Raw genomic sequence first — 23,783 nt, 5'->3', positions numbered from 1 at the left:
GCCCTAACATGTGGCAAACGCTGACGCATTTCCCGCTCCAGCCCTATTTCGCCTTTCTGGCGGGGGGGATTTTGCTGAACCTGACACCGGGGCAGGATGTGCTGTTTGCCACTGCCTCGGGCGTCAAAGGCGGGCCGCGGGCGGGGGTGATGGCGGGGCTGGGCGTGGGCTTGGGCGCGCTGTGGCATGTGGCGCTTGCGGCACTTGGGTTGTCGGCCTTGATTGCAGCCCATGCCGGCGCGCTGCTGGCGCTGAAATACGCAGGGGCGGCCTATCTGCTTTATATCGCTTGGAAATCTTGGAACGATACGGGCGCGGCGCGGCACAGCAAAACCGCCACCTCGGGCTGGGATGCCCTGCGCAAAGGCGCTTTGACCAATGCGCTGAACCCCAAGCCGATTTTGTTCATGCTGGCGTTTTTGCCGCAATTTATTCAGCCGCAGATTGGCCCCGCTTGGCAGCAGATTCTGCTGTTGGGCCTGACCTTTGGTCTGACCGGCACCCTTATCACTGCCGGATATGGCTATTTGGCAGGACGGGCTGGCCATGCTATCGGGGCACGGATGGGCGTTTTGAACAAGGGCGCCGCAGTGCTGTTCGCGGGCCTTGCCGCCCGCCTTATTCTAGAGGATTAGCAGATGGCCAGGATCACCCTTTTGGACGGCGGCATGGGTCAAGAGCTGGTCGCGCGCTCGGGCGATGCGCCAACGCCGCTTTGGGCGACGCGCGTGATGATTGATCATCCCGGTTTGGTCAAAGCGATCCACGACGACTATTTCGACGCAGGCGCTTCGGTTGCGACCACCAACACCTATAATATTCTCCACGATCGGCTGGAAGGCGTCGGCCTTGACGCGCTGTTTCACGCGCTGCACCTGCGCGCGCTGGCCGAAGCACATGAGGCCCGCGCGCGCGCTGGACGCGGCCTGATTGCAGGCTCGATGGGGCCCTTGGGCGAAAGCTATCGCCCCGATCTGACGCCAGATGTTGCGGTTTCCGCGCCGATCTATGCTGAAAAGGCGCGGATTTTGGCGCCGCATGTCGATGTGATCTTGCTGGAAACCATGTCCTCGCTCGGGCTGGCCGAAGGCGCGCTAAAGGGCGCGCAGGCGGCGGGCAAGCCTGTCTGGCTTTCGGTTTCGGTGCATGACCGCGACGGCAGCAAATTGCGCTCGGGCGAGCCTGTCTCGGCGCTGCGCGATCTGGTGGCCGCCTATCCAACCGCCGCCGTTCTGGCCAATTGCTCGATGCCCGAAGCGATGGCCGAGGCGATGCGCGCGCTTGCGCCAATTGGCCTGCCCTTTGGCGCCTATGCCAACGGCTTTTCCGAGATTTCAAGCCTGCCGCTGCCCGACGCGGTGGCCGCCCCCGACTATACCCACCGCCACGATCTGACCCCCGAGAGATACACCGCCTTTGTGATGCAATGGATTGATCTGGGCGCCAGCATCGTCGGCGGCTGTTGCGAGGTTGGCCCCGCCCATATCCGCCATCTGGCAGCCGCCCTGCGCGCTGCGGGCCACGACATCGCATGATCCCGGACTTTGTCTACAACCCGCCCGACGTGCCTTTGGACATTCTGTATCAGGACGACCAGATCATCGTGGTGAACAAACCCGCTGGGCTTTTGTCGGTGCCGGGCAAGCTTGCGGGGCGGTCCGATTGCTTGGTCTCGCGATTGCAAGCCGAGCTTTGGGATACGCTTTTGGTGCATCGGCTGGATTGCGACACCTCGGGCGTGATGATCTTTGCGCGCACCAAACAGGCACAAGGGTTTCTGGGGCAAGAGTTTGAAAAGCGGCGCGCGAAAAAGACCTATGTCGCGCGGGTCTGGGGGCAGCTGACCCCCGACGAAGGCCATATCGACCTGCCGCTTTGCACCGATTGGCCCAACCGCCCGCGCCAGATGGTCGATTTTGACAACGGCCGGCCGGCGCAGACCGATTGGCAAGTGATCGCGCGCGATGCCACAACCACCCGCGTGCGGCTGTTCCCGCTGACCGGGCGCAGCCATCAGTTGCGGGTGCATATGCTGGCGCAGGGCTGTCCGATTTTGGGCGATCCGATCTATGCCAAGGGCGAGGCTTTGGCCTTTCCCCGCCTGATGCTGCATGCCGAAACCCTGTCGCTGCACCACCCGACCTCTGGCGAAATGGTCAGTTTTACCGCGCCCTGTGCCTTTTAAAGTGACAGAGGCCGCAATCGGCTTCACATTGCTTTAATGTATTTGCGCCTAAATCAGGTGCAGAGCTATTCAAGGACGCGCCCTTTGATCCGCACGTTTTTTCAAGCCCGCTATCTGCCGCTGACCGCAAGCGCGGTGCTGATGGCGGTGTTGTATGGGCTGGGGCGACTTTGGCCCTATTCTGTGGTTGCCTTTGACACGCTGGCGCTGATTGCAGCGGCAGTGACCGTTTTGGGCGTTTACGATCTGTTTCAAACCCGCCACGCAATTTTGCGCAACTACCCGATCACAGCGCATCTGCGGTTTCTGTTGGAAACCATCCGCCCCGAAATGCGGCAATATTTCTTCGAGGGGGAAAAAGACGGCCTGCCCTTCCCCCGCGACAAACGCGCGATTGTCTATCAGCGCGCCAAAAAAGACCTCGATAAACGCCCCTTTGGCACGTTGTTGAACGTCTATCAGGATCAATATGAATGGCTGCATCATTCGATGGCACCGGCCCCGCTGCCGCGCGTCGAAGATATGCGCTTGACCATTGGCCAAGGGCCACAGGCCTATTCGGCCTCTTTGCTGAACATCTCGGCTATGAGCTTTGGCGCGCTTTCGGCCAATGCCATTCGTGCGCTGAACAAAGGCGCGCGCAACGGTGGTTTTTACCATGATACCGGGGAAGGCGGCATCTCGCCCTATCACCGCGAATTTGGCGGCGATCTGGTCTGGCAATTGGCCTCAGGCTATTTTGGCGCAAGGCGGGCCGATGGCGGTTTTGATCCGCAGCTGTTTGCGGCGGCGGCCCAAGATCCGCAGATTAAGATGCTGGAGCTGAAGCTCAGTCAGGGCGCAAAACCCGGGCATGGTGGCGTGCTGCCTGCGGCGAAAATCACGCCCGAAATCGCGGCGATCCGCGGCATTCCGATGGGGCAAGACTGCGTCTCGCCCGCCAGCCATTCTGAATTTTCCACCCCGATTGGGCTGTTGGAATTTGTCGCTCAGATGCGCGCGCTTTCAGGCGGTAAACCGACGGGGATCAAGCTTTGTTTGGGTCATAAATGGGAGTTTATGGCGATTTGCAAAGCCATGGTTGAAACCGGAATCACACCGGACTTTTTGGTCATAGATGGCAAGGAAGGCGGCACCGGCGCGGCCCCTTTGGAATTTATGGACCATGTCGGCATGCCGCTGCGTGATGGCCTTAGCTTTGCCCATAACGCGCTGATCGGCTGCAATCTGCGCGACAGGGTCAAAATCGGCGCTGCGGGCAAGGTCACCTCGGCCTTTGACATCGCCCGCCTCATGGCTTTGGGCGCCGATTGGGCCAATGCTGCGCGCGGCTTTATGTTTGCTGTGGGCTGCATTCAGGCACAGTCTTGTCACACTGGGCGCTGCCCCACCGGCGTCACCTCGCAAGACCCGCTGCGTCAGCGCGCGATTGTGGTGCCCGACAAGGCCGAACGCGTCGCAAATTTCCATCACAACACCCTGCACGCCTTGGCTGAATTGGTGGCCGCGGCAGGCCTTGCGCATCCCGCAGACCTGCGACCACACCACTTTCAGCGCCGCAGTTCCTCTGACCAAGTGATCTCTTTTGCAAAACAATATGAACAGTTGACCACCGGCCAATTGCTTGATGACGCCCAATCCGCGCCGCTGTTCCGCGAGGCTTGGGCGCTGTCATCTGCCACAAGTTTTGCGCGCCAAGGCTAAGGCGCAGACCGACTAAACCGATAAAAAAGGCCCCGATCTCTCGGGGCCTTTGGCTTATTCTGCGGCGGGATCCCAACCCGAGATCGCCTTGACCTCAAGGAATTCTTCCAGCCCCCAATGCCCGCCTTCGCGCGCCCGACCCGAGGATTTCACCCCTCCAAAGGGCGCACCCGCGCCGCGCGACTTGCCGTTCATCTCGACCATGCCAGATTTCAACTGCCGCGCCATCCGATTGCGCAGCGCGCCGTCTTGGGTCTGCACATAATTGGTCAAACCATAGGGCGTGTCATTGGCGATACGCACCGCATCGGCTTCGGTGTCAAAGGGGATGATCGACAAAACCGGGCCAAAGATCTCCTCGCGCTCGATGGTCATGCCGGGCACCACATCGGCGAAAACCGTCGGCTTGACGTAAAAGCCGCGGTTAAAGCCCTCGGGCAGGCCAGGGCCGCCGGCGACCAGACGCGCGCCTTCGTCGATGCCTTTTTGGATATAGCCTTGGATTTGATCCCATTGGCGTTTGTTCACCACCGGCCCGATATGCCCACCCGCGTCATGGGCAGAGCCGACCTTGATGCTGTCAGCGATCCGCGCCGCAGTTTCGACCGCTTGGTCATAGATCGGGCGCTGCACCAGCATGCGGCTGGGCGCATTGCAGGACTGGCCGGTGTTGTTCATCATATGGCGCACGCCGCGTTCAACGGCGCGGTCATCGGCATCGGCAAAGATCACATTGGCACCCTTGCCGCCCAGTTCCAGCGTCACGCGTTTCAGGGTTTCAGCGGCGGCTTTGGAAATCGCCCGCCCCGCGCGGGTTGATCCGGTAAAGGAGATCATCTCGACATCAGGATGCGCCGAAAGCACCGAACCCACGCCCGCGCCATCGCCGTTAACAAGGTTGAACACCCCCGCAGGCAGGCCCGCGTCATGGCAGAATTCGGCAAACAGCATCGCATCCAAGGGGCTTTCCTCGGAGGGTTTCAGCACACAGGTGCAGCCCGCAAGGATCGCCGGAATAGCCTTGAGCGCGATCTGGTTCATCGGCCAATTCCACGGCGTGATCAGCCCAACGACGCCAATCGGCTCCAGCGCGATCCGGTCGTTTGGCGCATGCGGACCAAGCGGGCGGATCCATTGCATCGCATCAAAGGCGGTCAGGAAATTGGTGGCATGCCAGGGCAGGCAAGGCGCTTGATCGTCGCGCGCCATGTCAATCGGCGCCCCCATTTCAATCGCGATGGCATGGGCCAATTCTTCCAAGCGCAACTCGTATTGCTGCAGGATTTTCACCACGGCTTCGCGGCGCACCGCGGGCGGGGTTGCTGCCCAAGCCGGAAAAGCCGCCTTGGCGGCGGCGACGGCTGCATTGGTATCGGCCTCGGACCCAAGCGAGATGATCGCGCAAGGCTCTTCGGTGGAAGGATCAATCACCGCATAATCTTGCGGGGTTACAGGGGCTACCCATTCGCCATTAATATAGAATTCGCGCTTGGTGATCATAGCAGGCTCCTTAATTTGATCATATCATGACAGCAGGTAAGACCTCTCGCAAGGTTTGCAACGACATGCCATGTCGCGAAGCCGGCTTTGGGCGGATATTCCCTGATAAAACCCAAAGACAGGCCGATTTCCTTTCTTGCGGCATATCCGCACGCATCACTGGAACTTCGTTTCGGAATGGTTAGATAGAAGCCATCACAGACAACAGGAGACATCATGTCGATCCGCATCAATGACACCGCCCCCGACTTCACCGCAGAGTCCACCGCAGGCACCATCCATTTCCACGAATGGCTGGCCGACAGCTATGCGATCATCTTCAGCCACCCGCGCGATTTCACCCCGGTTTGCACCACTGAATTTGGCGCCGTGGCCCAGCTGGCCGCCGAATGGAGCAAGCGCAACACCAAGGTCATCGGCGTGTCGGTCGATTCGGTGGCAGAGCATGTGAAATGGAAGCATGACATCGAGGCTTTTGGTGGCGCTGCCGCCGATTTCCCGATCATCGACGACACCAGCCTGACCGTGTCGAAAGCCTTCGACATGCTGCCCGCAGAGTTCTACCTGCCCGAAGCCAACCGCACCCCCGCCAATACCGCGACGGTGCGTTCGGTCTATATCATCGGGCCGGACAAAAAAGTCCGCCTGACCATGACCTATCCAATGAGCGTCGGCCGCAACTTTGCCGAGATCCTGCGCGCGCTTGACGCAGTGCAGGCCACCGACGGCGTGCCTTTGGCAACACCAGCCAACTGGCAGCCCGGCCAAGATGTGATCGTCGCCCTCAGCCTGAACAACGAACAGGCCACCGAGCGGTTCGGCGCGCTGGACATCAAACTGCCCTACCTGCGCTTTGCCAAGGCGCCCAAGTAACGCAAAAGGCCCCGGAAATTCCGGGGCCTTTCTTTTATTGCGAAAGGCTTACGCCTCGGAAGCTTCTTCTTTGGCTTCGGTGATCTCGGCACCAGTTTCCTGATCGACCATCTTCATGCCCAGACGAACCTTGCCGCGATCGTCAAAGCCCAACAGCTTGACCTTCACTTCTTGACCCTCTTTCAGGATCTCGTTCGGGTGGTTCAGACGCTTGTTGGCGATCTGGCTAACGTGGACCAGACCATCGCGCTTGCCAAAGAAGTTCACAAATGCACCGAAATCGACCAGTTTGACGACTTTGCCGGTGTAGATCATGCCTTCTTCTGGCTCTGCCACGATCGACCAGATCATGTCATAGGCCTTTTTGATCGAAGCCGCATCCGACGAGGCGATCTTGATGATGCCTTCGTCATTGATGTCAACCTTGGCGCCCGAAAGCTCCACGATCTCGCGGATCACCTTGCCGCCCGAACCGATGACTTCACGGATCTTATCGGTTGGAATCTGCATGGTTTCGATCTTCGGCGCATATTCCGAGAAGCCCTGCGGCGCGGAAAGCGCTTTGTTCATCTCGCCCAAGATGTGCAAACGACCGTCTTTGGCCTGCGCCAAAGCCTGCGCCATGATCTCTGGGGTGATGCCTGCAACCTTGATGTCCATCTGCATCGTGGTGATGCCGTTGGCGGTGCCTGCAACCTTAAAGTCCATATCGCCCAGGTGATCTTCATCGCCCAAGATGTCGGTCAGAACCGCAAAGCGGCCGTCTTCTTCCAGGATCAGACCCATGGCCACACCAGCGACCGGAGCCTTCAGTGGAACGCCCGCATCCATCATCGACAGCGAACCGCCGCAGACCGAGGCCATCGACGACGAGCCGTTGGATTCGGTGATCTCGGAGACCACGCGCACGGTGTAAGGGAAGTCGGTTGCCGCAGGCAGAACAGCCTGCAACGCGCGCCAAGCCAGTTTACCATGGCCGATTTCACGACGACCGGGCGAACCTACGCGACCCACTTCACCCACCGAATAGGGAGGGAAGTTATAGTGTAGCAAGAAGTTCGAACGGCTGTTGCCATGCAAAGCGTCGATGATCTGCTCGTCTTCGCCGGTGCCCAAAGTGGTGACAACCAAGCCTTGAGTCTCGCCACGGGTGAACAGGGCCGAGCCATGGGTGCGTGGCAAAATACCGGTTTCCGACACGATCGGACGCACGGTTTTGTTGTCACGGCCATCAATCCGCGCGCCACCGTTGATGATGTCGCCACGCAGGATCGAGGCTTCCAGCTTTTTGATCGCCGAGCCAAGGTTGATGTCAGCCAGATCGGCCTCGTTCAACGCGCCCTTGATCGCCGAGACAGCTGCCGAAATCGCAGCGGTGCGCTCTTGCTTGTCACGAATGGCGAAAGCCGCCCGCATCTGGGTTTCGCCAGCGGTTTTGACGCGCGCATAAAGGTCAGCGTAGTCAGGCGCTTGGAAATCGAAGGGCTCTTTGGCGCAATCTTCAGCAAAGTCGATGATCATGTCGATCACAGGCTGCATCGCATCATGGCCAAATTTGACCGCGCCCAGCATCTCGTCTTCGGTCAGCTCATAGGCTTCGGATTCAACCATCATCACGGCGTCTTTGGTGCCGGCGATGACCAGATCAAGCCGCTGATCCGGGTTGTTGCGCAGGTTCTGCATGTCGTCGACGCAAGGGTTCAATTGGTATTCACCACCCGAGAAGCCAACGCGCGCCGCACCGATTGGGCCCATGAAAGGCACGCCCGAAATCGTCAGCGCCGCCGAAACCGCGATCATCGCGACGATATCAGGATCATTTTCCAGATCATGGCTCAGCACGGTGGCCATCACGAGAACTTCGTTCTTGAAGCCTTCGACGAACAGCGGGCGGCACGGACGGTCGATCAGACGCGAGGTCAGCGTCTCTTTTTCCGAAGGGCGCGCTTCGCGCTTAAAGAAACCGCCTGGGATCTTGCCAGCGGCATAGTATTTCTCTTGGTAATGCACGGTCAGCGGAAAGAAATCCTGACCTGGCTTTGGTGCGCGTGCATAAGTCACGTTGGCCATAACGCTGGTCTCGCCATAGGTGGCAATAACCGTGCCGTCAGCCTGACGTGCGACTTTACCCGATTCCAGCGTCAGGGTGTCATTGCCCCACTGGATCGACTTTTTCGTAACGTTGAACATTGATCGTTCCCTATATGAGAGCGTCACGGCCCCTGCCGTGGCTCCCGTTTGCATGGCGGCCCCATTGCCGCCGCCCCCTATCCTTTGCATGCGGCCGGGGGCATGGCCTCATATCGCAGATGTCGCGCGCATACAGGAAAAACGGGCGTTTGGGAAGGGGGCTGCAAAAAGCAAAACGCCCGCGGCTTTCGCCACGGGCGTTCAGATAGACCGAAGCGAAAGCTTAGCGACGCAGGCCGAGGCGTGCGATCAGCGAGGCATAACGGGCTTCGTCTTTCGACTTCAGATAGTCCAACAGCTTACGACGCTGAGCAACCTGCATCAGCAGACCGCGGCGCGAGTGGTTGTCTTTCTTGTGGGTTTTAAAGTGCTCGGTCAGCGTCGCGATGCGCGACGACAAGATCGCAACCTGAACTTCGGGCGAACCGGTGTCGCCTTCTTTGGTTGCGTATTCTTTGATCAGATGAGCTTTGTGGTCTGCAGTGATCGACATCGGGATCTCCTATAAAGAGGGTTGCGGCACAAGCCGGGATGTCGTCCAGCAGGGCCAATAACACCACTGTCACCAGCGGATGCGGGCGTATAAAAGATTTCACGGCAAAAGGGAAGCCCCCTGCTCGGCGCAAGCTTTGTTAACCAATCCCCCAGATTCCCTGAAAAACAACTGCATTCTTTTTGAAGCCAAGGCCTGATTCTGCTAAAGTTGGTCAGGCAGATTGCCAAAATGTTCTTATAGCAAATTTATTTCACCCTTCCCATTCGCCCCCGTCCCGCGGGGTAGAAAGATCACAGATGCTCGGGCTTATCGGACTCCTTAGCGCCTTATTTGCTGGTGTTGTGGCAGATGCTTTCAGCAGCGCAAACCAGCCCGAAGATCAGGCGGATCCGGCAGACACCTCTGGCGCGGCTGACCCCTTTGCAGAGGGTTATCCGTACGTTGACACCTCGCATAGCTCTGGTTTCCTCGACGCAGAAGAGACGGACGGCATCCTCAACTCCTCGGATGCGCTACCACAGCCGGCGGTTGATCTGTCCCTCTCCGGCACCGCGCAGGATGATATTCTGTCAGGCGATGGTGGCGCAGACAGCATCTGGGGCGGCGATGGCACTGACATGCTTACCGGCCGTGATGGCGCCGATCTGCTTGACGGCGGCGCAGGCGATGATGCGCTGAATGGCGGCGCGGGCGATGATCAGCTGTTCGGCGGTGCCGGCCATGACCTGCTGCATGGCGATAACGGCGACGATCTGCTCGACGGCGGCGCCGGTAATGACCGGCTCGAAGCCTGCGAGGGCAATGACACCCTTTTGGGCGGCGCCGGCGACGATGTGCTGATCGGCGGTGGCGGCAATGATCTGCTGCAAGGCGGCGCTGGTCAAGACGCGCTGATCGGCGGCAATGACGACGACAGGCTCATGGGCGGCAGCGGCAGCGATACGCTCGATGGTCTGAATGGCAATGACGAGATTTGGGGCCAAGACGCCACAGGCGATGACGGCACGCTCGATTTCCTGAATGGCGGCGGTGGCAATGATATTTTGCACCTTGGCGGGGGTGATTACGGCAATGGTGGCGAAGGTGCAGATCAGTTCGAACTGCATGACATCGGCCCGAACGACCCCACACCGCAAATCGTCGATTACAATCCCGCCGAAGACCACCTGATCCTGCTTTACGATCCCGCGCAGCACCCAGACCCACAGCTCTCGACCCAGATCACCAGCACCGGAACCACACTTCTGCTCGACGGCATCGGTGTGGCCGACCTGCAAGGCGCCACAGGCCTAGACCTCAGCACGGTCGAATTGCGCGCAGCCTAGGTCCAAAGCTGCGGCTGCACCGCATAGCTGATATAAAGCGGATGCTTCGGCGCGCCCGCCTGCGTCAGCCCCAGATGAAACAGCGGCTGCCCCAGCCGCCGCAACAGCGCCTCAACCGCCAAACCGCGCCCCAGATGCGCGCCATGGCTGCCCCAGGCACAGATAATACGCTGCCCCCAACCCGCCGCGTCAACAATCGCTGCATCATTGTCAGGCCCCACCGGATCCTGCTGCGCCCGCATCAACCGCGGATCGGTGGCGCGATAGGCAAAGATATTCACCACCCGAAACCCGCCCGCGCCCAGCGCCCGCGCCCGCCGCTCGCAGCGCTCCACGGTTGGATCATTCTGCACCTCTGTGGCAGTCGAGGGGTTCAGCATCACAAACACCAGCCGCACCGCCGCCGGATCCCACACCCGCGTTAAAGCATAGCGATAGGCCTCACAGGGCGAATAAACCGCCACACTTTCCGCATCCCCCTTCAGATGCCGCCGTGTAATCACCCGCTGCCCTTTCATCTTGGCAAAAATATCCCCCGCGGAGCGTCAACAGCCCCGCCAGCACTCCGCCCCTAATTAAACACCCTGCTCGGATGCAATTCACCGGCCTTATAAACCCCAACCGCCACCGCGCGCCCCTGATAACTCGCCCAAGCCTCATCGCCATAGCTGGCGCTCGAAGTCAAAACCATCCCGGGATTGCCGTTCTTCAACCGCACTGCCCCTTCGGGCGTACAGGGCAGCTCCGGCAAATCCGCCAGCCCCAGCTCCAAGGGCTTCAGCCAAGCATCCAACTCCCCGGTCTTGGCAAGCCGATCAATCTCCTCAATCGAAATCCCCTCACCTGCGGTAAAAGGCCCCGACCATTCCCGCCGCAGCCAAGCCACATGGCCCAGACAGCCCAAAACCTCGCCCAGATCCCGCGCGATCGAGCGCACATAGCCGCCCTTGCCGCAGACCATCTCCAGCTCGACCTGATCGACCGAGGGCCGCGCAATCAACTGCAACCGCTCCACCCACAAGGGCCGCGCCGCCAAAATCATCGCCTCGCCCTCGCGCGCCAGATCATAGGCGCGCTCGCCTTCGACCTTCACCGCAGAAAACTGCGGCGGCACCTGCTCGATATCGCCGCGAAAGCCCACCAAAGCCGCCTCGATCTGCGCATCGCTTGGCCGCGCAGCCTCACGCGCAATCACCTCGCCCTCGGCATCATCGGTCGTCGTCGCAGCACCCAGATTGACCACAAAGCGATAACACTTCAGCGCATCGGTGATATAGGGCACGGTCTTGGTGGCCTCGCCCAGCGCAATTGCCAAAACCCCGGTGGCTGCGGGGTCAAGCGTGCCAGCATGGCCGGCCTTTTGCGCATCCATCGCCCATTTCACCTTATTGACCACAGCGGTCGAGGTGATGCCCGCAGGCTTATCCACCACCAGCCAGCCCGAAATCGCTCTGCCTTTTTTAGCGCGCGCCATTGCCGTCTCCTTGCCTATCCACGTGGAACCACCAGCCCCAACATCGGCCCCATCGGAAACCCCGCGTCCATCCGCGCCAAATCTGGCGCAAGCAGACGCGAAATCTTGCCATCGAAATAAAGCGCGTTGGTCACGCCCAATTTGTCGCGAAACAAGCGCGCAAAATCATAAAAGTTCACCGCTTGGTTTGAAATCGCGAAATAGGCGCGCTGCCCATCCGCCGAGGCACCAACGCCATTGCGGATCTGCCGCGACTCTGACCCCGCGCGAAACATCGGATGCAAACTGCCCTCGATCACCAACATCGGCCCCGATTGCGTGGCATAGCGACAGCGCGGCGCCTCGGCCTTAAAGCGCAGGCTTTCCACCACCCGCAGCACGCCATCGCCAAAGCAGAACACCCCATTCGGCAACAGCCCAAAATTCCCCGGCCCCGCTCGGGTGACCAAAGGCTTTTTCTGCTGATAATCCTCGATATAAAGCCCAACCGGCGACAGATCAGGATGATACATCCCGGCATTCATCGCAAAGCCCAGCGTCTCGCCTTGCGCGGCAAGCTCTGCCTCTACCGCGTTGAAACTGCCATAAGCGCCGTCGGCTCCGGCATCAAACAGCCGCAAATCCTGCCCTGCGCCCACATCACAGACCGTATACGACGTGCCATCAAAAACCATATCCCGACAGCCCGCCGCCGCCGCAAAAGGCAGCAGCGCCAGCACCAGCGCCAGCCGCAGCATGTTATTCCTCGGCCTCTGGCAGATCTTTGGCGGCAATATCGCGCTGCACCTGCGGATCGGCAAACAGCCGCCGCGCCTCTTCCAACCGATTATAGGTGTCATCGGGGCGAAACCGCAGCTCTGGCGAATGCTTCAAGGTCATCTCGGCCGAGACCCGCTTGCGCAATTCCCAGGCATTCTTGGCCAAGGCCGCAATCGCCGCCTCAACACTGGCGCCGCCCATCAAGGGCATCACATAGACCGTCGCCACCCGCAAATCGACCGAAACCGAAACCTCGCCCACGGTGATCGACATGTCTTGCAACGCCGTATCATGCACCTCGCCCCGCGCCAGAATCTCTGACAGCGTGCGCCGGATCATCTCGCCAACCCGAAGTTGACGCTGCGAAGGCCCTTTGGCCGAATAGGAACGTGTGTTTGCCATGCCCTGCTCCTATGCGGATTCGCGCGGGCTTGCAACGGCGGGCTTTCGCCGCCGCGTCAAAACCGCTAAACCCTGCCAAAATCGGAGGCAGCCATGACCCAAACCCCTGCAATCACCGTCACCGGCGCCTCTGGCCGCATGGGGCAAATGCTGATCACCGCGATCACCGCCCATCCAGCCGCCCGCCTGATCGGCTGCATCGAACGCCCCGGCCATGCTTGGATCGGTCAAGACATCGGCCTGTGCATGGGCGGCGCAGCCCTCGGGGTCTTGGTCACCGACGACCCGCTCGAGGCCTTCGCGCAAAGCCAAGCCGTGATCGACTTCACCGCGCCTGCGGCAACGGTTGAATTTGCCGCCCTCGCCGCCCAAGCCCGCGCCGTGCATGTCATCGGCACCACCGGGCTAGACCCCGCGCATCACGCCAAACTCGATGCCGCCGCCCATCACGCCGTGATCATCCAAGCCGGCAACATGAGCCTTGGCGTCAACCTGCTGACCCGCCTGACGCAAAAGGTCGCAGCCGCCCTCGACGCCGATTGGGATATCGAGATCATCGAGGCCCATCACAACCGCAAGGTCGACGCCCCCTCCGGCACCGCCCTGATGCTGGGCGAGGCCGCCGCCGCAGGCCGGGGCATCGCCCTTGCAGACCACACCGACTCAGGTCGCGACGGCATCACCGGGGCACGCCGTGCTGGCGCCATCGGTTTTTCCGCCATCCGCGGCGGCGACATTGTCGGCGAACATGATGTGCTTTTCGCCAGTGCAGGCGAGCGTATCGTGCTGCGCCATATCGCCACCGATCGCGCCATCTTCGCCCGTGGTGCGCTGAAAGCCGCACTTTGGGGCCAAAGCCAAAAGGCTGGCCGCTACGACATGATGGATGTCTTGGGCCTCTAGGCCCGAAACAATTTATCTAAAATTTGCCTTCATCTGTCTAAAAATATCCCACGGGGGCAGCCTTTGCGCAGCAAAGGCGATGGGGGTGTGAAACCCCCATGCGCGGTGTCAAAAATCCACCGCGATGCCCTTTTTCTCCCAATCGCCAAAGCGCACCGGCTCTGGTCCCTTGCGCCCACCCAACTCCACGGGCAACTCAATTGCTTTGGCCTTAAGCCGGCGCTCGGCCGCCTCGGCAAGCGCACGTTGGGCTGCTTCGGGCAAATCTTGGGGTGTTTCAGACATCTGGCATTCCTTGCAGGGCTCTGCCCTTTGATATACGGCGATCCCACACAGGAACAAGGGCGACAAAATGGCAGAGGCTCAGGCAGGCTTGGCAGCACGCGCAGCGGCACTCGCCCTGCTCACCGCAATTATGGAAGAGGGTCAAACCATGGCCCAAGTCCTTGCCGCCCCGAACGGGCCGCTGAAATCGGTCGCCCCGCAAGACCGCGCCCGCGCGCAGCGGCTTGCTTTGCAGGTTATCCGCCTGCTTGAACCGGTGGACCGGATGCTGGAACCGCATCTGCGCAAAAACCCGCCCTTGGCCGTGATGAACATCCTGCGCCTTGCCACCACCGAATTGCACGAGGGCGCAGCACCGCACGGCGTGGTCAATGCCGCCGTGGAACTTGCGCGCAAATCCAAACGCACCACGCCCATGGCAGGGCTGATCAACGCAGTTCTGCGCAAACTGCCCGAAGGCGCACCCTTGCCAGGCCCCGCCCAGCGCCTGCCGCGTTGGCTGCGCCAGCCGATGGTGCATGCCTATGGCCGCGAGGTGGTCGCGGCCATCGAAGAGCTGCAAGCCAAGGCCCCACCGCTTGATATCACCCCGCATGGCGCGGATCTGCCAAAGGGCCAGCCGCTGCCCACCGGCTCGCTGCGCCTGTCGGAACCTTCGCAAATCTCGACCCTTGCAGGCTTTGCCGAGGGCGCATGGTGGGTGCAAGACGCCGCCGCAGCCCTTGCAGCCCCGCTCTTGGCCGCACAAAAGGGCGAAGCCGTGCTTGACCTTTGCGCCGCCCCCGGTGGCAAATGTTTGCAATTGGCCGCCACCGGCGCCGATGTCACAGCGCTGGATATCTCGGGCCCACGCTTGGAACGGCTGCAAGAAAACCTTGCCCGCACCGGCCTTGTCGCAAAAATAATCGTCGCCGATGCGCTGCATTGGCAGCCCGAGGCCGCCTTTGACGCGATCTTGCTGGATGCGCCCTGCTCTGCCACCGGCACCATCCGCCGCCACCCTGAACTGCCGTTCTTGAAAGATGGCAGCGAATTGGCCGAGCTGACAGCGCTGCAAGCAGCCCTGCTGGATCGCGCGCTTGGCTGGCTGAAACCGGGCGGGCGGCTGGTCTATTGCACCTGCTCGCTTTTGCCCGAAGAGGGCGAGGCGCAGTTGACAGCCGCGCTGGCCCGCCACAAAGGCCTGTCGGTGATCCGGCCCGATCTTGCCGGGATTGAGCCTGGCTGGATCACGCCAGAGGGTGGCTTGCGGCTGCGGCCCGACTATTGGGCCGATCTGGGCGGCATGGACGGCTTCTTTATGGTCTGCCTGCGCAAGGACTAGCCGCTACTTCGGCGCAAAAATCCGGTAATACAGCCAATCCGGCAGAAAATTCCCGCCGCGAAACAGCCATGAAAACAGGGTTGGAAAGCTTGCCTTAAAGCGATTGCTTTTCATCAGCCGCAGCATATGGCCCGCAGCCTCTTCGGGTTGCATCAAGAACGGCATGGTAAAATCGTTCTTCGCCGTCAGCCTTGTGGCAATAAAACCGGGGTTGCCCAGTTGCACCTTGACGCCACTGCCGCGCAGATCGGCATAAAGACATTCTGCAAGCGCCATCACCCCCGCCTTGCTGGCGGCATAGCCCATCGCGCCGGGCAGGCCGCGAAAGCCGGAAAGCGAGCCTGTGATCACTAAATGCCCCGTCCCACGCGCCACCATGGCGGGCAGAACCGCCGCCACCACCCGCGCGCAGCCGGTAAAGTTCACATCACACATCGCAATCAGTTTTGCGGCGTCGATGGCTTGGGCGGGCATCGGCCAATAGACCCCTGCCAGAAACACCATGCCGTCAATCTGCCCCAGCTGCGCCACGGCTTGATCAACCGCCGCCCCATCAGCCACATCCAGCGCCAAGGTCTGCACCCCACCCAAGGCCTGTGACGCCGCAGCCAAACCTTGCGGCGAGCGCGCCGAAACGATCACCTCTGCGCCCTCGGCCTGTAAAGCCTTGGCCAGCGCAAGGCCCAAGCCCTCGCTTGCCCCCACCAGCCAATATCTTTTTCCAGCAAAGCTCATGCAGGCACCCGCCGCATGGTGGCGACCAGCTCGGCCACTTTGATGCCGAATTTGCGGAATTGGCTGCGGTTGATGATGGTGCCATTCTCGGCCAGATACATCCAATCGACCACGCTCAGCACATGGCCGCCCGCGCTTTCGGGCAGGCGGATGTCGTAAAGCATCTGCACCGTGGGCCCCGAAATACAGCCCCGCCCGGTGCCCGGCACATCGGCGGCCTTGGCCTCGAGCGTGCCATCTTCGCGGATCAGCAATTGCCATTCGCGCAGCTGCACCTCGCCGTTGTCATAGCGAAAGCTTTCGCGCAGCACGCCGCGGTTGCCCTGCCAGTCGCCCTGCATCTCGGCCACAAAGCGCGAGGTGACACGGCCAAAGGGGCCATAGATCACGCCTTCGCAGACAATCGCGCCGGCCAGATCGCGCTGCGGGTCAAAGGCTGGACCCTTCCCTTTCCAATCGGCGGGGCGCTGGCTGGCAAAGCCAAAATAGCGCGGCACAATCGCCAGCGAGAGGATGACCCCAAGCAGAAATATCAGGCTCCAAAGCATCGACATCACAGCTCCTTTTCAATCGGCATCCGCGCCAAAAGCGCCATCGCCACAAGTTTCAAACCACAGGGAACACCTGCATATAGCAGCGTCAGCAGCGCCAAGGCCTGCGGCGTGTTTTGCACGCCCGAAGCAAAGCCCCCCGCTTGCAACAGCGGCAGCAACACCGCCGCCGCCAAGGCCAATGACAGTTTCGAGGCAAAGGCCCAAAGGCCAAAGCCCGCGCCCTCGCCGCCAATCTGCGCCAAGCGCCGCGCAAACAGCGCCGGCAGCAGCACCATATCCGCACCAAGCGCCGCCCCCGAGGCCGCAGTGATCAGCGCAAAGCCAAAGATCTGCCCCGCGCCAAGGCTATAGGCCCAGACAAAGCTTGCCACCGCCAAGGCCATGGCCGCCAGCAAAACCGGCCGCTCGCCAAAGCGCTGGCCAAGGTTGCTAAAGATCGGCGCGCTGACTGCGGCAGACAAAAAGAACAACAGCAGCAATGGCCCAGCCGCATCTGCGCGCTGCAAAACGCTTTCAACGTAGAACAAAAACAGCGTCGAGGTCACCGCAACAGGGGCCGCATTGATCAGCGCCAGCACCAGCAATCGCCGCGCAGGCGCATCGCGGGTCACCTGCCGCAGCGCCGCGCGAAACGGCAGCGCTTGCGGCAGTAAACTGCCGCGCCACTGCCCGCGCATCGCCAGCACCGCCAGAAGCGCCAGTGTGGCAAAGCCTGCGGCAAAAATCGGAAACGGCGCGCCGGTGCCTGCCAGCGCCACGGGCGCCACGGCGGCAAGGCAAACTCCGATCAAACTGCCAGTCTCGCGCCAGCCAGCCAAACCAATATGCCCTGAAGCCACGCTTTGCGCGCGGGCCACACCTTGGGCATAAAAGGCAATCGACAGAAAGGAATAGGCCGAAAACAGCGGCAACATCATCAGCGCAAACCACGCCAGCGGTGCCAGCGGTGGCGTCACCGCAAACAGCCCCAGCATCGACAGCGCCAAAATCGCCGCCGCCACGCCGACCGCCGCCTCGCGCCATGCGCCCAAGCGATCGACCAGCCCGCCAAAGAACGGATCCTGCACCACATCGACCAGCCGCAGCAGGCCCAAGACCACGCCAAGGCTGGCAAGGCTGACGCCATAGTCATCGACATAAACCTTTGGCGCATTGATATAGATCGGCAGCCCCGCCGCCGCGATCAGCGCCGCGAACAACGACCAAGGCCAAAGCCTGTCTGTCACCGCGACACCTCATCGGCTGGCGGCTTGGGATGACGCAAAAAGCCCGCCCCCTTCAGCCACAGCCGCAGTGCCTGCCAATGGATCAGCCCCAGCACCCGCCGCGAACCAAAAGGCCTGCGCAGGCAGGCACCCAAAATGGCGCGATTGGTCAACGGCTTACGCTTGCCCGTCAGCGTCGCAATCAAGCTGCCCTTGGCGTGAGTATAGTCAATCCAGATGCCAATATGCGCTGCCGTGATGTCAAAGCGAAAGGCATATTGCCCCTCGACCGGCTGAAACGGCGAGACGTAGAACACCTTGCGCGCGGTCACGGTATCATCGGCGCGCATCGGGGCCAGATCGTCGCGGTGGCACAGATAGCTGTGACGGTCGCCGTAGGTATTGCTGACCTCGGCCACCACCACTTGCAGACCGTCCCCCGACCAGCACAGCCAAAACGACACCGGATTAAACACATGCCCCAGCACGCGCGGCTGCGCCAAAAGCTCGATCCGATCCGGTTGCGGCAGCCCGTGTTCGGCCAAAACCTCGCGGCACCAAAGCACACCGCGGCCCTGTTTTGGCGCGCCGCCGTGGTCTGCATCCCAAAGCGAGGTCAAATTGCCACGATTGCGCGAAAACAGCGTCGGACCAGCCGTCGATTCGGGATCGATCAGCAGATAATCGACGCCATAGCGAAAGCCATTGCTCACCGCCCCGCGCCGCCCATGATAGGTGGTGCCGCTGATATGCTGCGGCAGGCTCATGCCGATTGCTGCACAGCATAAGCTTGCCGCAGCGCCGTAACTGCCGCAACAGCCGAGGCAAAGCCGTCTTCGTGAAAGCCGCTGGCCATCCAAGCGCCACAGAACCAGGTGTTATGCGCCCCATTCATCGCCCGTATCTGCCCCTGAGCGGTGATCGCCGCCAGATCATAGACCGGATGGCGGAAGGTCACCTCGTCATAAATCAGCTCTTGCCGGATCGGGCGGTTCGAGTTCAGCGTCACAAACATCGGATCGTCGTGCGGAATGGGTTGCAGCGAGTTCATCCAATAGGTCAGATCAATCCGCTCGGGCCGCGGACCTGCGGGTTCGACATAGACCCAAGAGCTCCAGCATTTGCGCAGACGCGGCATCAGGCTTTCGTCGGCATGCAGGACCGCGCTGTTGGGCTGATAGCGCACGGCAGAAAGGGCTGCGGTTTCGGCAGGCGTGGCATCTGACAGCAGCGCCAGCGTGTCGTCGGAATGGGTGGCCATCACCACATCGTCAAAGCTTTCCCATTCGTCGCCCTGCACCCGCACCGCCACGGCCCCCGCATCCCGCCGCACGCCCGCAATCGAAGCGCCCAAGCGCAGCGCAACACCTTGGCGCTGCAACTCTGCCTCGAGCCGGGCAACATATTGCACCGATCCCCCTTTGACCGTGTACCATTGATGCTGATCCGACAGCTGCATCAGCGCGTGGTTTTGGAAAAACTGCACCAAGGCCTGCGCAGGAAAGTCCAGAATGCCTTGGCTCGGGGTTGACCAAATCGCGCCCGACAGCGGCAACAGGTAATAGTCGCGAAAATAATCCCCCGTGCCCAAAGCCGCCAGCAAACCGCCAATGGTCAGCGCAGGGTCGCGCGCCAAAGCTCCGGCGTTTTTGTTGAAATGCACGATGTCGCGGCACATCCGCAGAAACGACGGATTCAGCAGATTGCGGCGCTGCGCAAACAGGCTGTCCAAGGTTTTCAGCGCATATTCCACCCGCCCTCCACCGATCGAGGCGCCAAAGCTCATGTCGCTTTCGACAACCGGCACCTCCAGCTTTTCAAACAGCGCCACAAGATTGGGATAGTTCACGCGGTTGAACACGATAAAGCCGGTATCGACCGGCTGATCGCCACGCTTGCCGGCCAGGACGGTGCGGGCGTGGCCGCCCAGACGGGGTTCGGCCTCAAACAGGGTAACGTGATGCTCTTGTGCCAGAAGATGCGCGGCGGCCATGCCCGAGATGCCGCCTCCGACCACGGCAATGCGGCGGGGGGCAGCGGTTGGTTTATCAAAAGCCATGGCATCCTCGGTGTAACAATTTGAAGAGATACGGGTTAGTAACATGGTTGGATCACATCGGCAAAAGTGATCCAACCTGCTTTGCGCTGCGTAACACCTCTATGCTACTTGACCTTGCCCCTCTCTATCGGCCCTATGATGCAGGAGATCCGCCTGCAGCGCGTGCCATTGTGCGCAGCTTGTTGGCTGGCAAGGGACAAACAGGCGTGACGGCTAAACAAGAAGACCCCGATTGGACGGCGCATATGATTGCTGTGCGCGACCATCAGGACAAGGCGGCTTTTGCAGCTTTATTTGCGCATTTCGCCCCACGGATCAAAGGCTTTTTGATGAAGGCGGGCAGCGATGCTGGCACCGCCGAAGATTGCGCGCAGGATGTGATGGCAACGGTCTGGCGCAAAGCCGGGCAATTTGACCCGACGCGGGCTTCGGTGGCGACATGGATCTTTACCATCGCCCGCAACCGCCGAATCGACATCGCGCGGCGCGATCGCAGACCAGAACCCGAAGATCTGCCTTGGGGCAACGAAGACGAACCCGATCAGGCCGATGTTTACGAGGCCGCGCAAGACAACAAACGTCTGGCAGAGGCGCTTGCAGACCTGCCTGAAAAGCAAAGACTATTGGTTCAGCGCGCCTTTTACGGCGATCTGTCCCATTCTGAAATCGCCGCCGAGACGGGGCTGCCCTTGGGCACGATCAAGTCGCGGATCCGGCTGGCGCTGGACCGCCTGCGTCAGAAAATGAGCTGAGGACACTATGACCATTCGCCACCACCTCTCCGATCAGTTGCTTATGGCCTATGCCACGGGCAGTTTGCCCGAAGCCTTTGGCCTTGTGGTCGCAACCCATGTTTCGATGTGCGACGACTGCCGCGCCCAGCTTGCCACCTTCGAGGCGGTGGGCGGGGCCGTGATGCAAGCCGAAAGCGTCGCCATGTCTGAGGGCGCGCTGGCCGCAACACTGGCGCGGCTAGAGACCCGTGAAGCCGCTCCAACCCCGCGCAAAGCTGGCGTGCTGCCTGCGCCGCTTTTGGGCTATGTCGGCGGTGATCTGGCTGATGTGAAATGGAAAAGTATTGGCATGGGGGTGCGTCAGGCGATTTTGCCAACAAGCAAGCGCGCTTCGGCGCGTCTTTTGTATATTCCCGCCGGTCAGGCCGTCCCCGACCACGGCCATCGCGGCATCGAGCTGACGCTGGTTCTGCAAGGCGCGTTCCGCGACGCCAGTGATCGCTTTGCCGCAGGCGATGTCGAAATCGCCTCCGAGGCGATGGAACACACGCCCGTCGCCGAGGCGGGCCTGCCCTGCATCTGTCTTGCGGCCACCGATGCGCCTTTGCGCTTTAGCGGGCTGATCCCAAGGTTGATGCAGCCGCTGTTCCGGATTTAGCGCGCAAGATCGGCCCAAGCAGCCTGCTGGAAACGAGCAAGGATAAAGTGGCCGTCTATGCGCGCCGCCTGATCTGTCAGGATCAGATCATACAGGCCAACCGACAGATCATTCACCACACCCACGCCAAGCGCGTATATAGCCAGAATACCCCCCTCGGGCAGGGTTTCAGGGGCTGCATGCACTGTCACCTCGGGGGGCGGCAAGGCGCGGGCCGACATCACGTTAAAATCATCGCTGGGGGCGGTGACAGCCTCGGCCCTAAGCGGCAGATCGCCCGCAAAAGCGATCGGTTGCAGCGGCCGCGCTTGCATGGCCACCCCCTTGCCCCGCAGATCAAATCCGGGACCCGAGATCACCGTCAGATTGCGCTCGATCTGCGGAAAGATCGAGAAATCGCCCGCCTCGACCACACTGGCGCGCGAAATGCGGTATTGTAGCCCGGCATCCGTCTCGATCCGCAGCATCTCGACCGTGACGCCTTTGCCATTGGCCCAAGCCATCTGGCGATAATCGGCAGGGGTCAGATGGCGGATCATTCGGCAGCCTGCGGCCCAAGCAAGGGCGTGGGATCATTCGGCGACAGCTCTTCGAAATCAAAGTTATCCAGCCGCGCCGCACGCTTGCCAGCCCGCTCGGCGGCGGTCGAGATACCGTCCAAATCGGCGCGGGCTTGGTTGAAATGGGTCGAAAGCTTTTCCACCCGCTCGACCACCAATTCAACGTCGCGGTGCAATTGCCGCAAGGTGGTGCGAATCGCGCCGGCCTGTTCGCGCATCCGCGCATCTTTCAGCACCGCGCGCATGGTGTTCAGCGTGGCCATGCAGGTGGTGGGCGACACGATCCAGACCCGCGCGGTAAAGCCATCGCGCACCACCTCGGGGAAATTGGCGTGCAACTCGGCATAGACGGCCTCGGAGGGCAGGAACATCAAGGCCCCATCGGCGGTTTCACCGTCTAGAATATATTTCTCGGAAATCGCCTTGATATGCACCCGCACCGCAGCGCGCAGCTGTGCCTGCGCCTCTGTCACTGCCCGCGGATTGTCAGCGCGGCGCAGCGCCTCATAGGCCTCAAGCGGGAATTTCGCGTCGATCACAATCGGGCCGGGCGGATTGGGCAGATGGATCAGACAATCCGCGCGCTTGCCGTTCGAAAGCGTCGCCTGCATGGTATAGGCATCCGAGGGCAGCGCCTTTTGCACGATATCGTTCAGCTGAATTTCGCCAAAAGCCCCACGCGCCTGTTTGTTGGCCAAAATATCCTGCAAGTTCAGAACATTGCCCGACAACTTTTCGATATTGGCCTGCGCCTTATCAATCGTCATCAGCCGTTGCTGCAATTCACCAAGGCTGTGGGCGGTGCGCGTTGCCGTGCCGTTCAGGCTTTCGCCCATGGCGCGCTGCACCTCGGCCAAGCGCTTTTCCATCAGTTGCAGCATCGCGGTTTGGCTGTGCGCCTGATTTTCGCTGACATGGTGCAGACCGCCCGCAAGCCGTTCCTGCCCCTCGCCCAGCGCTTGCACCCGCTGGCCCAGCCAGCTCATTTCGCGCATCAAAGGCGCTGCCATCGTGGCCGAGCGTCCGGCTGCCCGCAAGATCATCACCAAGAGCGCTAAAATCACCAAAACGGCGGCCCCAATCGTCAGCACCTCGGGAGAGGTCCAAGCATAGTTTTGTCCGAAAAGCGTTATCATCTGCGACCAAACAGCCTTTCGATATCGTGAAGTTTCAGTTCAACATAGGTTGGGCGGCCGTGGTTGCATTGCCCCGAATGCGGCGTCGCCTCCATCTCGCGCAGCAGCGCATTCATCTCTTCGGCGCGCATCTGCCGCCCCGAGCGGATCGAGCCATGGCAAGCCATCCGGCTGAGGATCGCTTCCATCTTGGCCTGCAAGGATTGGCTTTGACCAAGGTCAGACAGCTCGTCCAAGACATCTTCCAGCAGTTGTTTGGCCGAGACATTGCCCAAAATCGCAGGCGTTTCGCGCACCGCAATCGCGGTGCCGCCAAAGGCCTCGATGGTCAGGCCAAGCTGGGCCAGATCATCAGCCAAGGCCAAAAGCCTGCTGGCATCACTGGCAGAAAGATCAACGATTTCAGGGATCAACAGCGCCTGCGCCTTGATGCCGGTTTCGGCCATTTGCCGTTTAAGCCGTTCGTAAACCAACCGTTCATGCGCGGCGTGTTGATCGACAATCACCATGCCAGTGGCGGTCTGGGCGATGATGTAGTTTTCATGCACCTGCGCCCGCGCCGCGCCCAAGGGCAGATCGGGGGCTTGCGGCAGCTCTGGCTCGACCCGCGCGGCGGGGGCCTCGGCAAAGCCTGTCAGGCTTTCGGGGGCCTGATAGGCATAGCTTTGGCGCAGGCTGCTTTGGCTTGGCCGCTCCATCTGGTAGACGCGCGGCGCTTCGGG

General features: G+C 61.0%; 25 protein-coding genes and 1 pseudogene. 10 read left to right on the top strand and 16 right to left on the bottom strand.

The window, feature by feature from the left end; translation table 11 throughout:
• The first annotated feature begins 8 nt into the window (after positions 1–8).
• From V7Q10_RS03260 to V7Q10_RS03245, 4 genes are all read left to right on the top strand, one after another.
• Positions 9–635, top strand: coding sequence for a LysE family translocator (locus tag V7Q10_RS03260; RefSeq protein ID WP_333867648.1), 627 nt, complete (start codon positions 9–11; stop codon positions 633–635).
• Positions 636–638: 3 nt separating this feature from the next.
• Positions 639–1,535, top strand: coding sequence for a homocysteine S-methyltransferase family protein (locus tag V7Q10_RS03255; protein WP_333867611.1), 897 nt, complete (start codon positions 639–641; stop codon positions 1,533–1,535).
• Positions 1,532–2,185 (top strand): RluA family pseudouridine synthase, encoded by a 654-nt coding sequence (locus V7Q10_RS03250; RefSeq protein WP_333867610.1) that lies wholly within the window; start codon positions 1,532–1,534, stop codon positions 2,183–2,185. The genes V7Q10_RS03255 and V7Q10_RS03250 overlap by 4 nt, the downstream gene beginning before the upstream one ends.
• Positions 2,186–2,326: 141 nt before the next feature.
• Positions 2,327–3,889, top strand: a complete 1,563-nt coding sequence (locus tag V7Q10_RS03245; protein WP_333867647.1) for an FMN-binding glutamate synthase family protein — start codon at positions 2,327–2,329, stop codon at positions 3,887–3,889.
• Positions 3,890–3,943: 54 nt separating this feature from the next.
• Here the strand turns inward: V7Q10_RS03245 and V7Q10_RS03240 are convergent, their stop codons facing one another.
• Positions 3,944–5,389: an aldehyde dehydrogenase family protein gene (locus tag V7Q10_RS03240; protein ID WP_333867609.1), complete on the bottom strand. Its 1,446-nt coding sequence runs from the start codon at positions 5,387–5,389 to the stop codon at positions 3,944–3,946.
• A gap of 216 nt (positions 5,390–5,605) precedes the next feature.
• Between V7Q10_RS03240 and V7Q10_RS03235 the strand changes: the two genes are divergently transcribed.
• A complete protein-coding gene (locus V7Q10_RS03235; RefSeq protein WP_333867608.1) occupies positions 5,606–6,262 on the top strand; it encodes a peroxiredoxin in 657 nt (218 codons plus the stop codon).
• Positions 6,263–6,310: 48 nt separating this feature from the next.
• Here V7Q10_RS03235 and pnp read toward each other — a convergent pair whose 3' ends face one another.
• Positions 6,311–8,452, bottom strand: a complete 2,142-nt coding sequence (pnp, locus tag V7Q10_RS03230; RefSeq protein ID WP_333867607.1) for a polyribonucleotide nucleotidyltransferase — start codon at positions 8,450–8,452, stop codon at positions 6,311–6,313.
• A gap of 223 nt (positions 8,453–8,675) precedes the next feature.
• Positions 8,676–8,945: a 30S ribosomal protein S15 gene (gene rpsO / locus V7Q10_RS03225; RefSeq protein ID WP_333867606.1), complete on the bottom strand. Its 270-nt coding sequence runs from the start codon at positions 8,943–8,945 to the stop codon at positions 8,676–8,678.
• A 344-nt stretch (positions 8,946–9,289) separates the two neighbouring features.
• Here rpsO and V7Q10_RS03220 point away from each other — a divergent pair, with 344 nt between their 5' ends.
• Positions 9,290–10,273, top strand: a complete 984-nt coding sequence (locus V7Q10_RS03220) for a calcium-binding protein (protein WP_333867605.1) — start codon at positions 9,290–9,292, stop codon at positions 10,271–10,273.
• Here the strand turns inward: V7Q10_RS03220 and V7Q10_RS03215 are convergent.
• The 4 genes from V7Q10_RS03215 to rbfA all read right to left on the bottom strand — a co-directional run bounded on the left by V7Q10_RS03215 (position 10,270) and on the right by rbfA (position 12,908).
• Positions 10,270–10,776: a DUF1643 domain-containing protein gene (locus tag V7Q10_RS03215; RefSeq protein WP_333867604.1), complete on the bottom strand. Its 507-nt coding sequence runs from the start codon at positions 10,774–10,776 to the stop codon at positions 10,270–10,272. The two genes, V7Q10_RS03220 and V7Q10_RS03215, sit on opposite strands and share 4 nt — an antisense overlap.
• 68 nt (positions 10,777–10,844) lie before the next feature.
• Positions 10,845–11,747, bottom strand: a complete 903-nt coding sequence (truB, locus tag V7Q10_RS03210; protein WP_333867603.1) for a tRNA pseudouridine(55) synthase TruB — start codon at positions 11,745–11,747, stop codon at positions 10,845–10,847.
• Between the two features lie 14 nt (positions 11,748–11,761).
• A complete protein-coding gene (locus V7Q10_RS03205) occupies positions 11,762–12,484 on the bottom strand; it encodes a phosphodiester glycosidase family protein (RefSeq protein ID WP_333867602.1) in 723 nt (240 codons plus the stop codon).
• Between the two features lies 1 nt (position 12,485).
• A complete protein-coding gene (rbfA, locus tag V7Q10_RS03200; protein WP_333867601.1) occupies positions 12,486–12,908 on the bottom strand; it encodes a 30S ribosome-binding factor RbfA in 423 nt (140 codons plus the stop codon).
• A gap of 93 nt (positions 12,909–13,001) precedes the next feature.
• Between rbfA and dapB the strand changes: the two genes are divergently transcribed.
• On the top strand, positions 13,002–13,811 hold the full coding sequence (gene dapB, locus V7Q10_RS03195) for a 4-hydroxy-tetrahydrodipicolinate reductase (RefSeq protein WP_333867600.1): 810 nt from the start codon (positions 13,002–13,004) through the stop codon (positions 13,809–13,811).
• Positions 13,812–13,919: 108 nt separating this feature from the next.
• On the opposite strand, the gene V7Q10_RS03190 is transcribed toward dapB, so the two are convergent.
• Positions 13,920–14,096, bottom strand: coding sequence for a DUF1674 domain-containing protein (locus tag V7Q10_RS03190; protein ID WP_333867599.1), 177 nt, complete (start codon positions 14,094–14,096; stop codon positions 13,920–13,922).
• 67 nt (positions 14,097–14,163) lie between these two features.
• Between V7Q10_RS03190 and V7Q10_RS03185 the strand changes: the two genes are divergently transcribed.
• Positions 14,164–15,420: an RsmB/NOP family class I SAM-dependent RNA methyltransferase gene (locus V7Q10_RS03185; RefSeq protein WP_333867598.1), complete on the top strand. Its 1,257-nt coding sequence runs from the start codon at positions 14,164–14,166 to the stop codon at positions 15,418–15,420.
• Between the two features lie 3 nt (positions 15,421–15,423).
• Here V7Q10_RS03185 and V7Q10_RS03180 read toward each other — a convergent pair whose 3' ends face one another.
• Genes V7Q10_RS03180 through V7Q10_RS03160 form a run of 5 tightly spaced genes read right to left on the bottom strand, consistent with a single transcriptional unit; the run spans position 15,424 to position 19,973 of the window.
• The gene (locus V7Q10_RS03180; RefSeq protein ID WP_333867597.1) at positions 15,424–16,155 is read right to left on the bottom strand and encodes an SDR family NAD(P)-dependent oxidoreductase; all 732 of its coding nucleotides are present in this window, start codon (positions 16,153–16,155) and stop codon (positions 15,424–15,426) included.
• Complete coding sequence (locus V7Q10_RS03175) at positions 16,152–16,709, bottom strand: DUF3833 family protein (protein WP_333867596.1); 558 nt, start codon at positions 16,707–16,709, stop codon at positions 16,152–16,154. The genes V7Q10_RS03180 and V7Q10_RS03175 overlap by 4 nt, the downstream gene beginning before the upstream one ends.
• Entirely contained in the window at positions 16,709–17,935 is a 1,227-nt protein-coding gene (locus V7Q10_RS03170) for an MFS transporter (RefSeq protein ID WP_333867595.1), read from the bottom strand. Before V7Q10_RS03170 ends, V7Q10_RS03175 begins: the two co-directional genes overlap by 1 nt.
• Positions 17,932–18,681, bottom strand: a complete 750-nt coding sequence (locus tag V7Q10_RS03165; RefSeq protein WP_333867594.1) for a DUF1365 domain-containing protein — start codon at positions 18,679–18,681, stop codon at positions 17,932–17,934. The genes V7Q10_RS03170 and V7Q10_RS03165 overlap by 4 nt, the downstream gene beginning before the upstream one ends.
• Positions 18,678–19,973: an NAD(P)/FAD-dependent oxidoreductase gene (locus tag V7Q10_RS03160; RefSeq protein WP_333867593.1), complete on the bottom strand. Its 1,296-nt coding sequence runs from the start codon at positions 19,971–19,973 to the stop codon at positions 18,678–18,680. Before V7Q10_RS03160 ends, V7Q10_RS03165 begins: the two co-directional genes overlap by 4 nt.
• Positions 19,974–20,218: 245 nt before the next feature.
• On the opposite strand from V7Q10_RS03160, the gene V7Q10_RS03155 reads away from it, so the two are divergent.
• Positions 20,219–20,725, top strand: coding sequence for a sigma-70 family RNA polymerase sigma factor (locus V7Q10_RS03155; protein ID WP_394974243.1), 507 nt, complete (start codon positions 20,219–20,221; stop codon positions 20,723–20,725).
• A gap of 7 nt (positions 20,726–20,732) precedes the next feature.
• Positions 20,733–21,365: a ChrR family anti-sigma-E factor gene (locus V7Q10_RS03150; RefSeq protein WP_333867591.1), complete on the top strand. Its 633-nt coding sequence runs from the start codon at positions 20,733–20,735 to the stop codon at positions 21,363–21,365.
• Here the strand turns inward: V7Q10_RS03150 and V7Q10_RS03145 are convergent.
• The 3 genes and pseudogenes from V7Q10_RS03145 to V7Q10_RS03135 all read right to left on the bottom strand — a co-directional run.
• Entirely contained in the window at positions 21,362–21,904 is a 543-nt protein-coding gene (locus tag V7Q10_RS03145; protein ID WP_333867590.1) for a HutD/Ves family protein, read from the bottom strand. The two genes, V7Q10_RS03150 and V7Q10_RS03145, sit on opposite strands and share 4 nt — an antisense overlap.
• Complete coding sequence (locus V7Q10_RS03140) at positions 21,901–23,061, bottom strand: DNA recombination protein RmuC (RefSeq protein WP_333867589.1); 1,161 nt, start codon at positions 23,059–23,061, stop codon at positions 21,901–21,903. Before V7Q10_RS03140 ends, V7Q10_RS03145 begins: the two co-directional genes overlap by 4 nt.
• Positions 23,058–23,783, bottom strand: a pseudogene (locus V7Q10_RS03135) (DNA mismatch repair endonuclease MutL); the annotation flags it as partial. The pseudogene V7Q10_RS03135 and the gene V7Q10_RS03140, both read right to left, overlap by 4 nt.

The sequence above is a fragment of the Cypionkella sp. genome, from assembly GCF_036782355.1.
GTDB lineage: Bacteria > Pseudomonadota > Alphaproteobacteria > Rhodobacterales > Rhodobacteraceae > Cypionkella.
The sequence above is the reverse complement of the archived record's forward strand: the minus strand, read 5'-3'. Positions and strand labels throughout refer to the sequence as shown.

Bases quoted from the DNA above. Each gene is read 5' to 3' on its own strand.
- V7Q10_RS03260 (WP_333867648.1), top strand. From the start codon at position 9: ATGTGGCAAACGCTGACGCATTTCCCGCTCCAGCCCTATTTCGCCTTT.
- V7Q10_RS03175 (WP_333867596.1), bottom strand. From the start codon at position 16,709: ATGTCGATGCTTTGGAGCCTGATATTTCTGCTTGGGGTCATCCTCTCG.
- V7Q10_RS03140 (WP_333867589.1), bottom strand. From the start codon at position 23,061: ATGATAACGCTTTTCGGACAAAACTATGCTTGGACCTCTCCCGAGGTG.
- V7Q10_RS03150 (WP_333867591.1), top strand. From the start codon at position 20,733: ATGACCATTCGCCACCACCTCTCCGATCAGTTGCTTATGGCCTATGCC.
- V7Q10_RS03250 (WP_333867610.1), top strand. From the start codon at position 1,532: ATGATCCCGGACTTTGTCTACAACCCGCCCGACGTGCCTTTGGACATT.
- pnp (WP_333867607.1), bottom strand. From the start codon at position 8,452: ATGTTCAACGTTACGAAAAAGTCGATCCAGTGGGGCAATGACACCCTG.
- V7Q10_RS03245 (WP_333867647.1), top strand. From the start codon at position 2,327: ATGGCGGTGTTGTATGGGCTGGGGCGACTTTGGCCCTATTCTGTGGTT.
- V7Q10_RS03240 (WP_333867609.1), bottom strand. From the start codon at position 5,389: ATGATCACCAAGCGCGAATTCTATATTAATGGCGAATGGGTAGCCCCT.
- V7Q10_RS03235 (WP_333867608.1), top strand. From the start codon at position 5,606: ATGTCGATCCGCATCAATGACACCGCCCCCGACTTCACCGCAGAGTCC.
- V7Q10_RS03160 (WP_333867593.1), bottom strand. From the start codon at position 19,973: ATGGCTTTTGATAAACCAACCGCTGCCCCCCGCCGCATTGCCGTGGTC.
- V7Q10_RS03180 (WP_333867597.1), bottom strand. From the start codon at position 16,155: ATGAGCTTTGCTGGAAAAAGATATTGGCTGGTGGGGGCAAGCGAGGGC.
- dapB (WP_333867600.1), top strand. From the start codon at position 13,002: ATGACCCAAACCCCTGCAATCACCGTCACCGGCGCCTCTGGCCGCATG.
- rpsO (WP_333867606.1), bottom strand. From the start codon at position 8,945: ATGTCGATCACTGCAGACCACAAAGCTCATCTGATCAAAGAATACGCA.
- V7Q10_RS03205 (WP_333867602.1), bottom strand. From the start codon at position 12,484: ATGCTGCGGCTGGCGCTGGTGCTGGCGCTGCTGCCTTTTGCGGCGGCG.
- V7Q10_RS03155 (WP_394974243.1), top strand. From the start codon at position 20,219: ATGATTGCTGTGCGCGACCATCAGGACAAGGCGGCTTTTGCAGCTTTA.
- V7Q10_RS03190 (WP_333867599.1), bottom strand. From the start codon at position 14,096: ATGTCTGAAACACCCCAAGATTTGCCCGAAGCAGCCCAACGTGCGCTT.
- V7Q10_RS03185 (WP_333867598.1), top strand. From the start codon at position 14,164: ATGGCAGAGGCTCAGGCAGGCTTGGCAGCACGCGCAGCGGCACTCGCC.
- V7Q10_RS03255 (WP_333867611.1), top strand. From the start codon at position 639: ATGGCCAGGATCACCCTTTTGGACGGCGGCATGGGTCAAGAGCTGGTC.
- rbfA (WP_333867601.1), bottom strand. From the start codon at position 12,908: ATGGCAAACACACGTTCCTATTCGGCCAAAGGGCCTTCGCAGCGTCAA.
- V7Q10_RS03165 (WP_333867594.1), bottom strand. From the start codon at position 18,681: ATGAGCCTGCCGCAGCATATCAGCGGCACCACCTATCATGGGCGGCGC.
- truB (WP_333867603.1), bottom strand. From the start codon at position 11,747: ATGGCGCGCGCTAAAAAAGGCAGAGCGATTTCGGGCTGGCTGGTGGTG.
- V7Q10_RS03145 (WP_333867590.1), bottom strand. From the start codon at position 21,904: ATGATCCGCCATCTGACCCCTGCCGATTATCGCCAGATGGCTTGGGCC.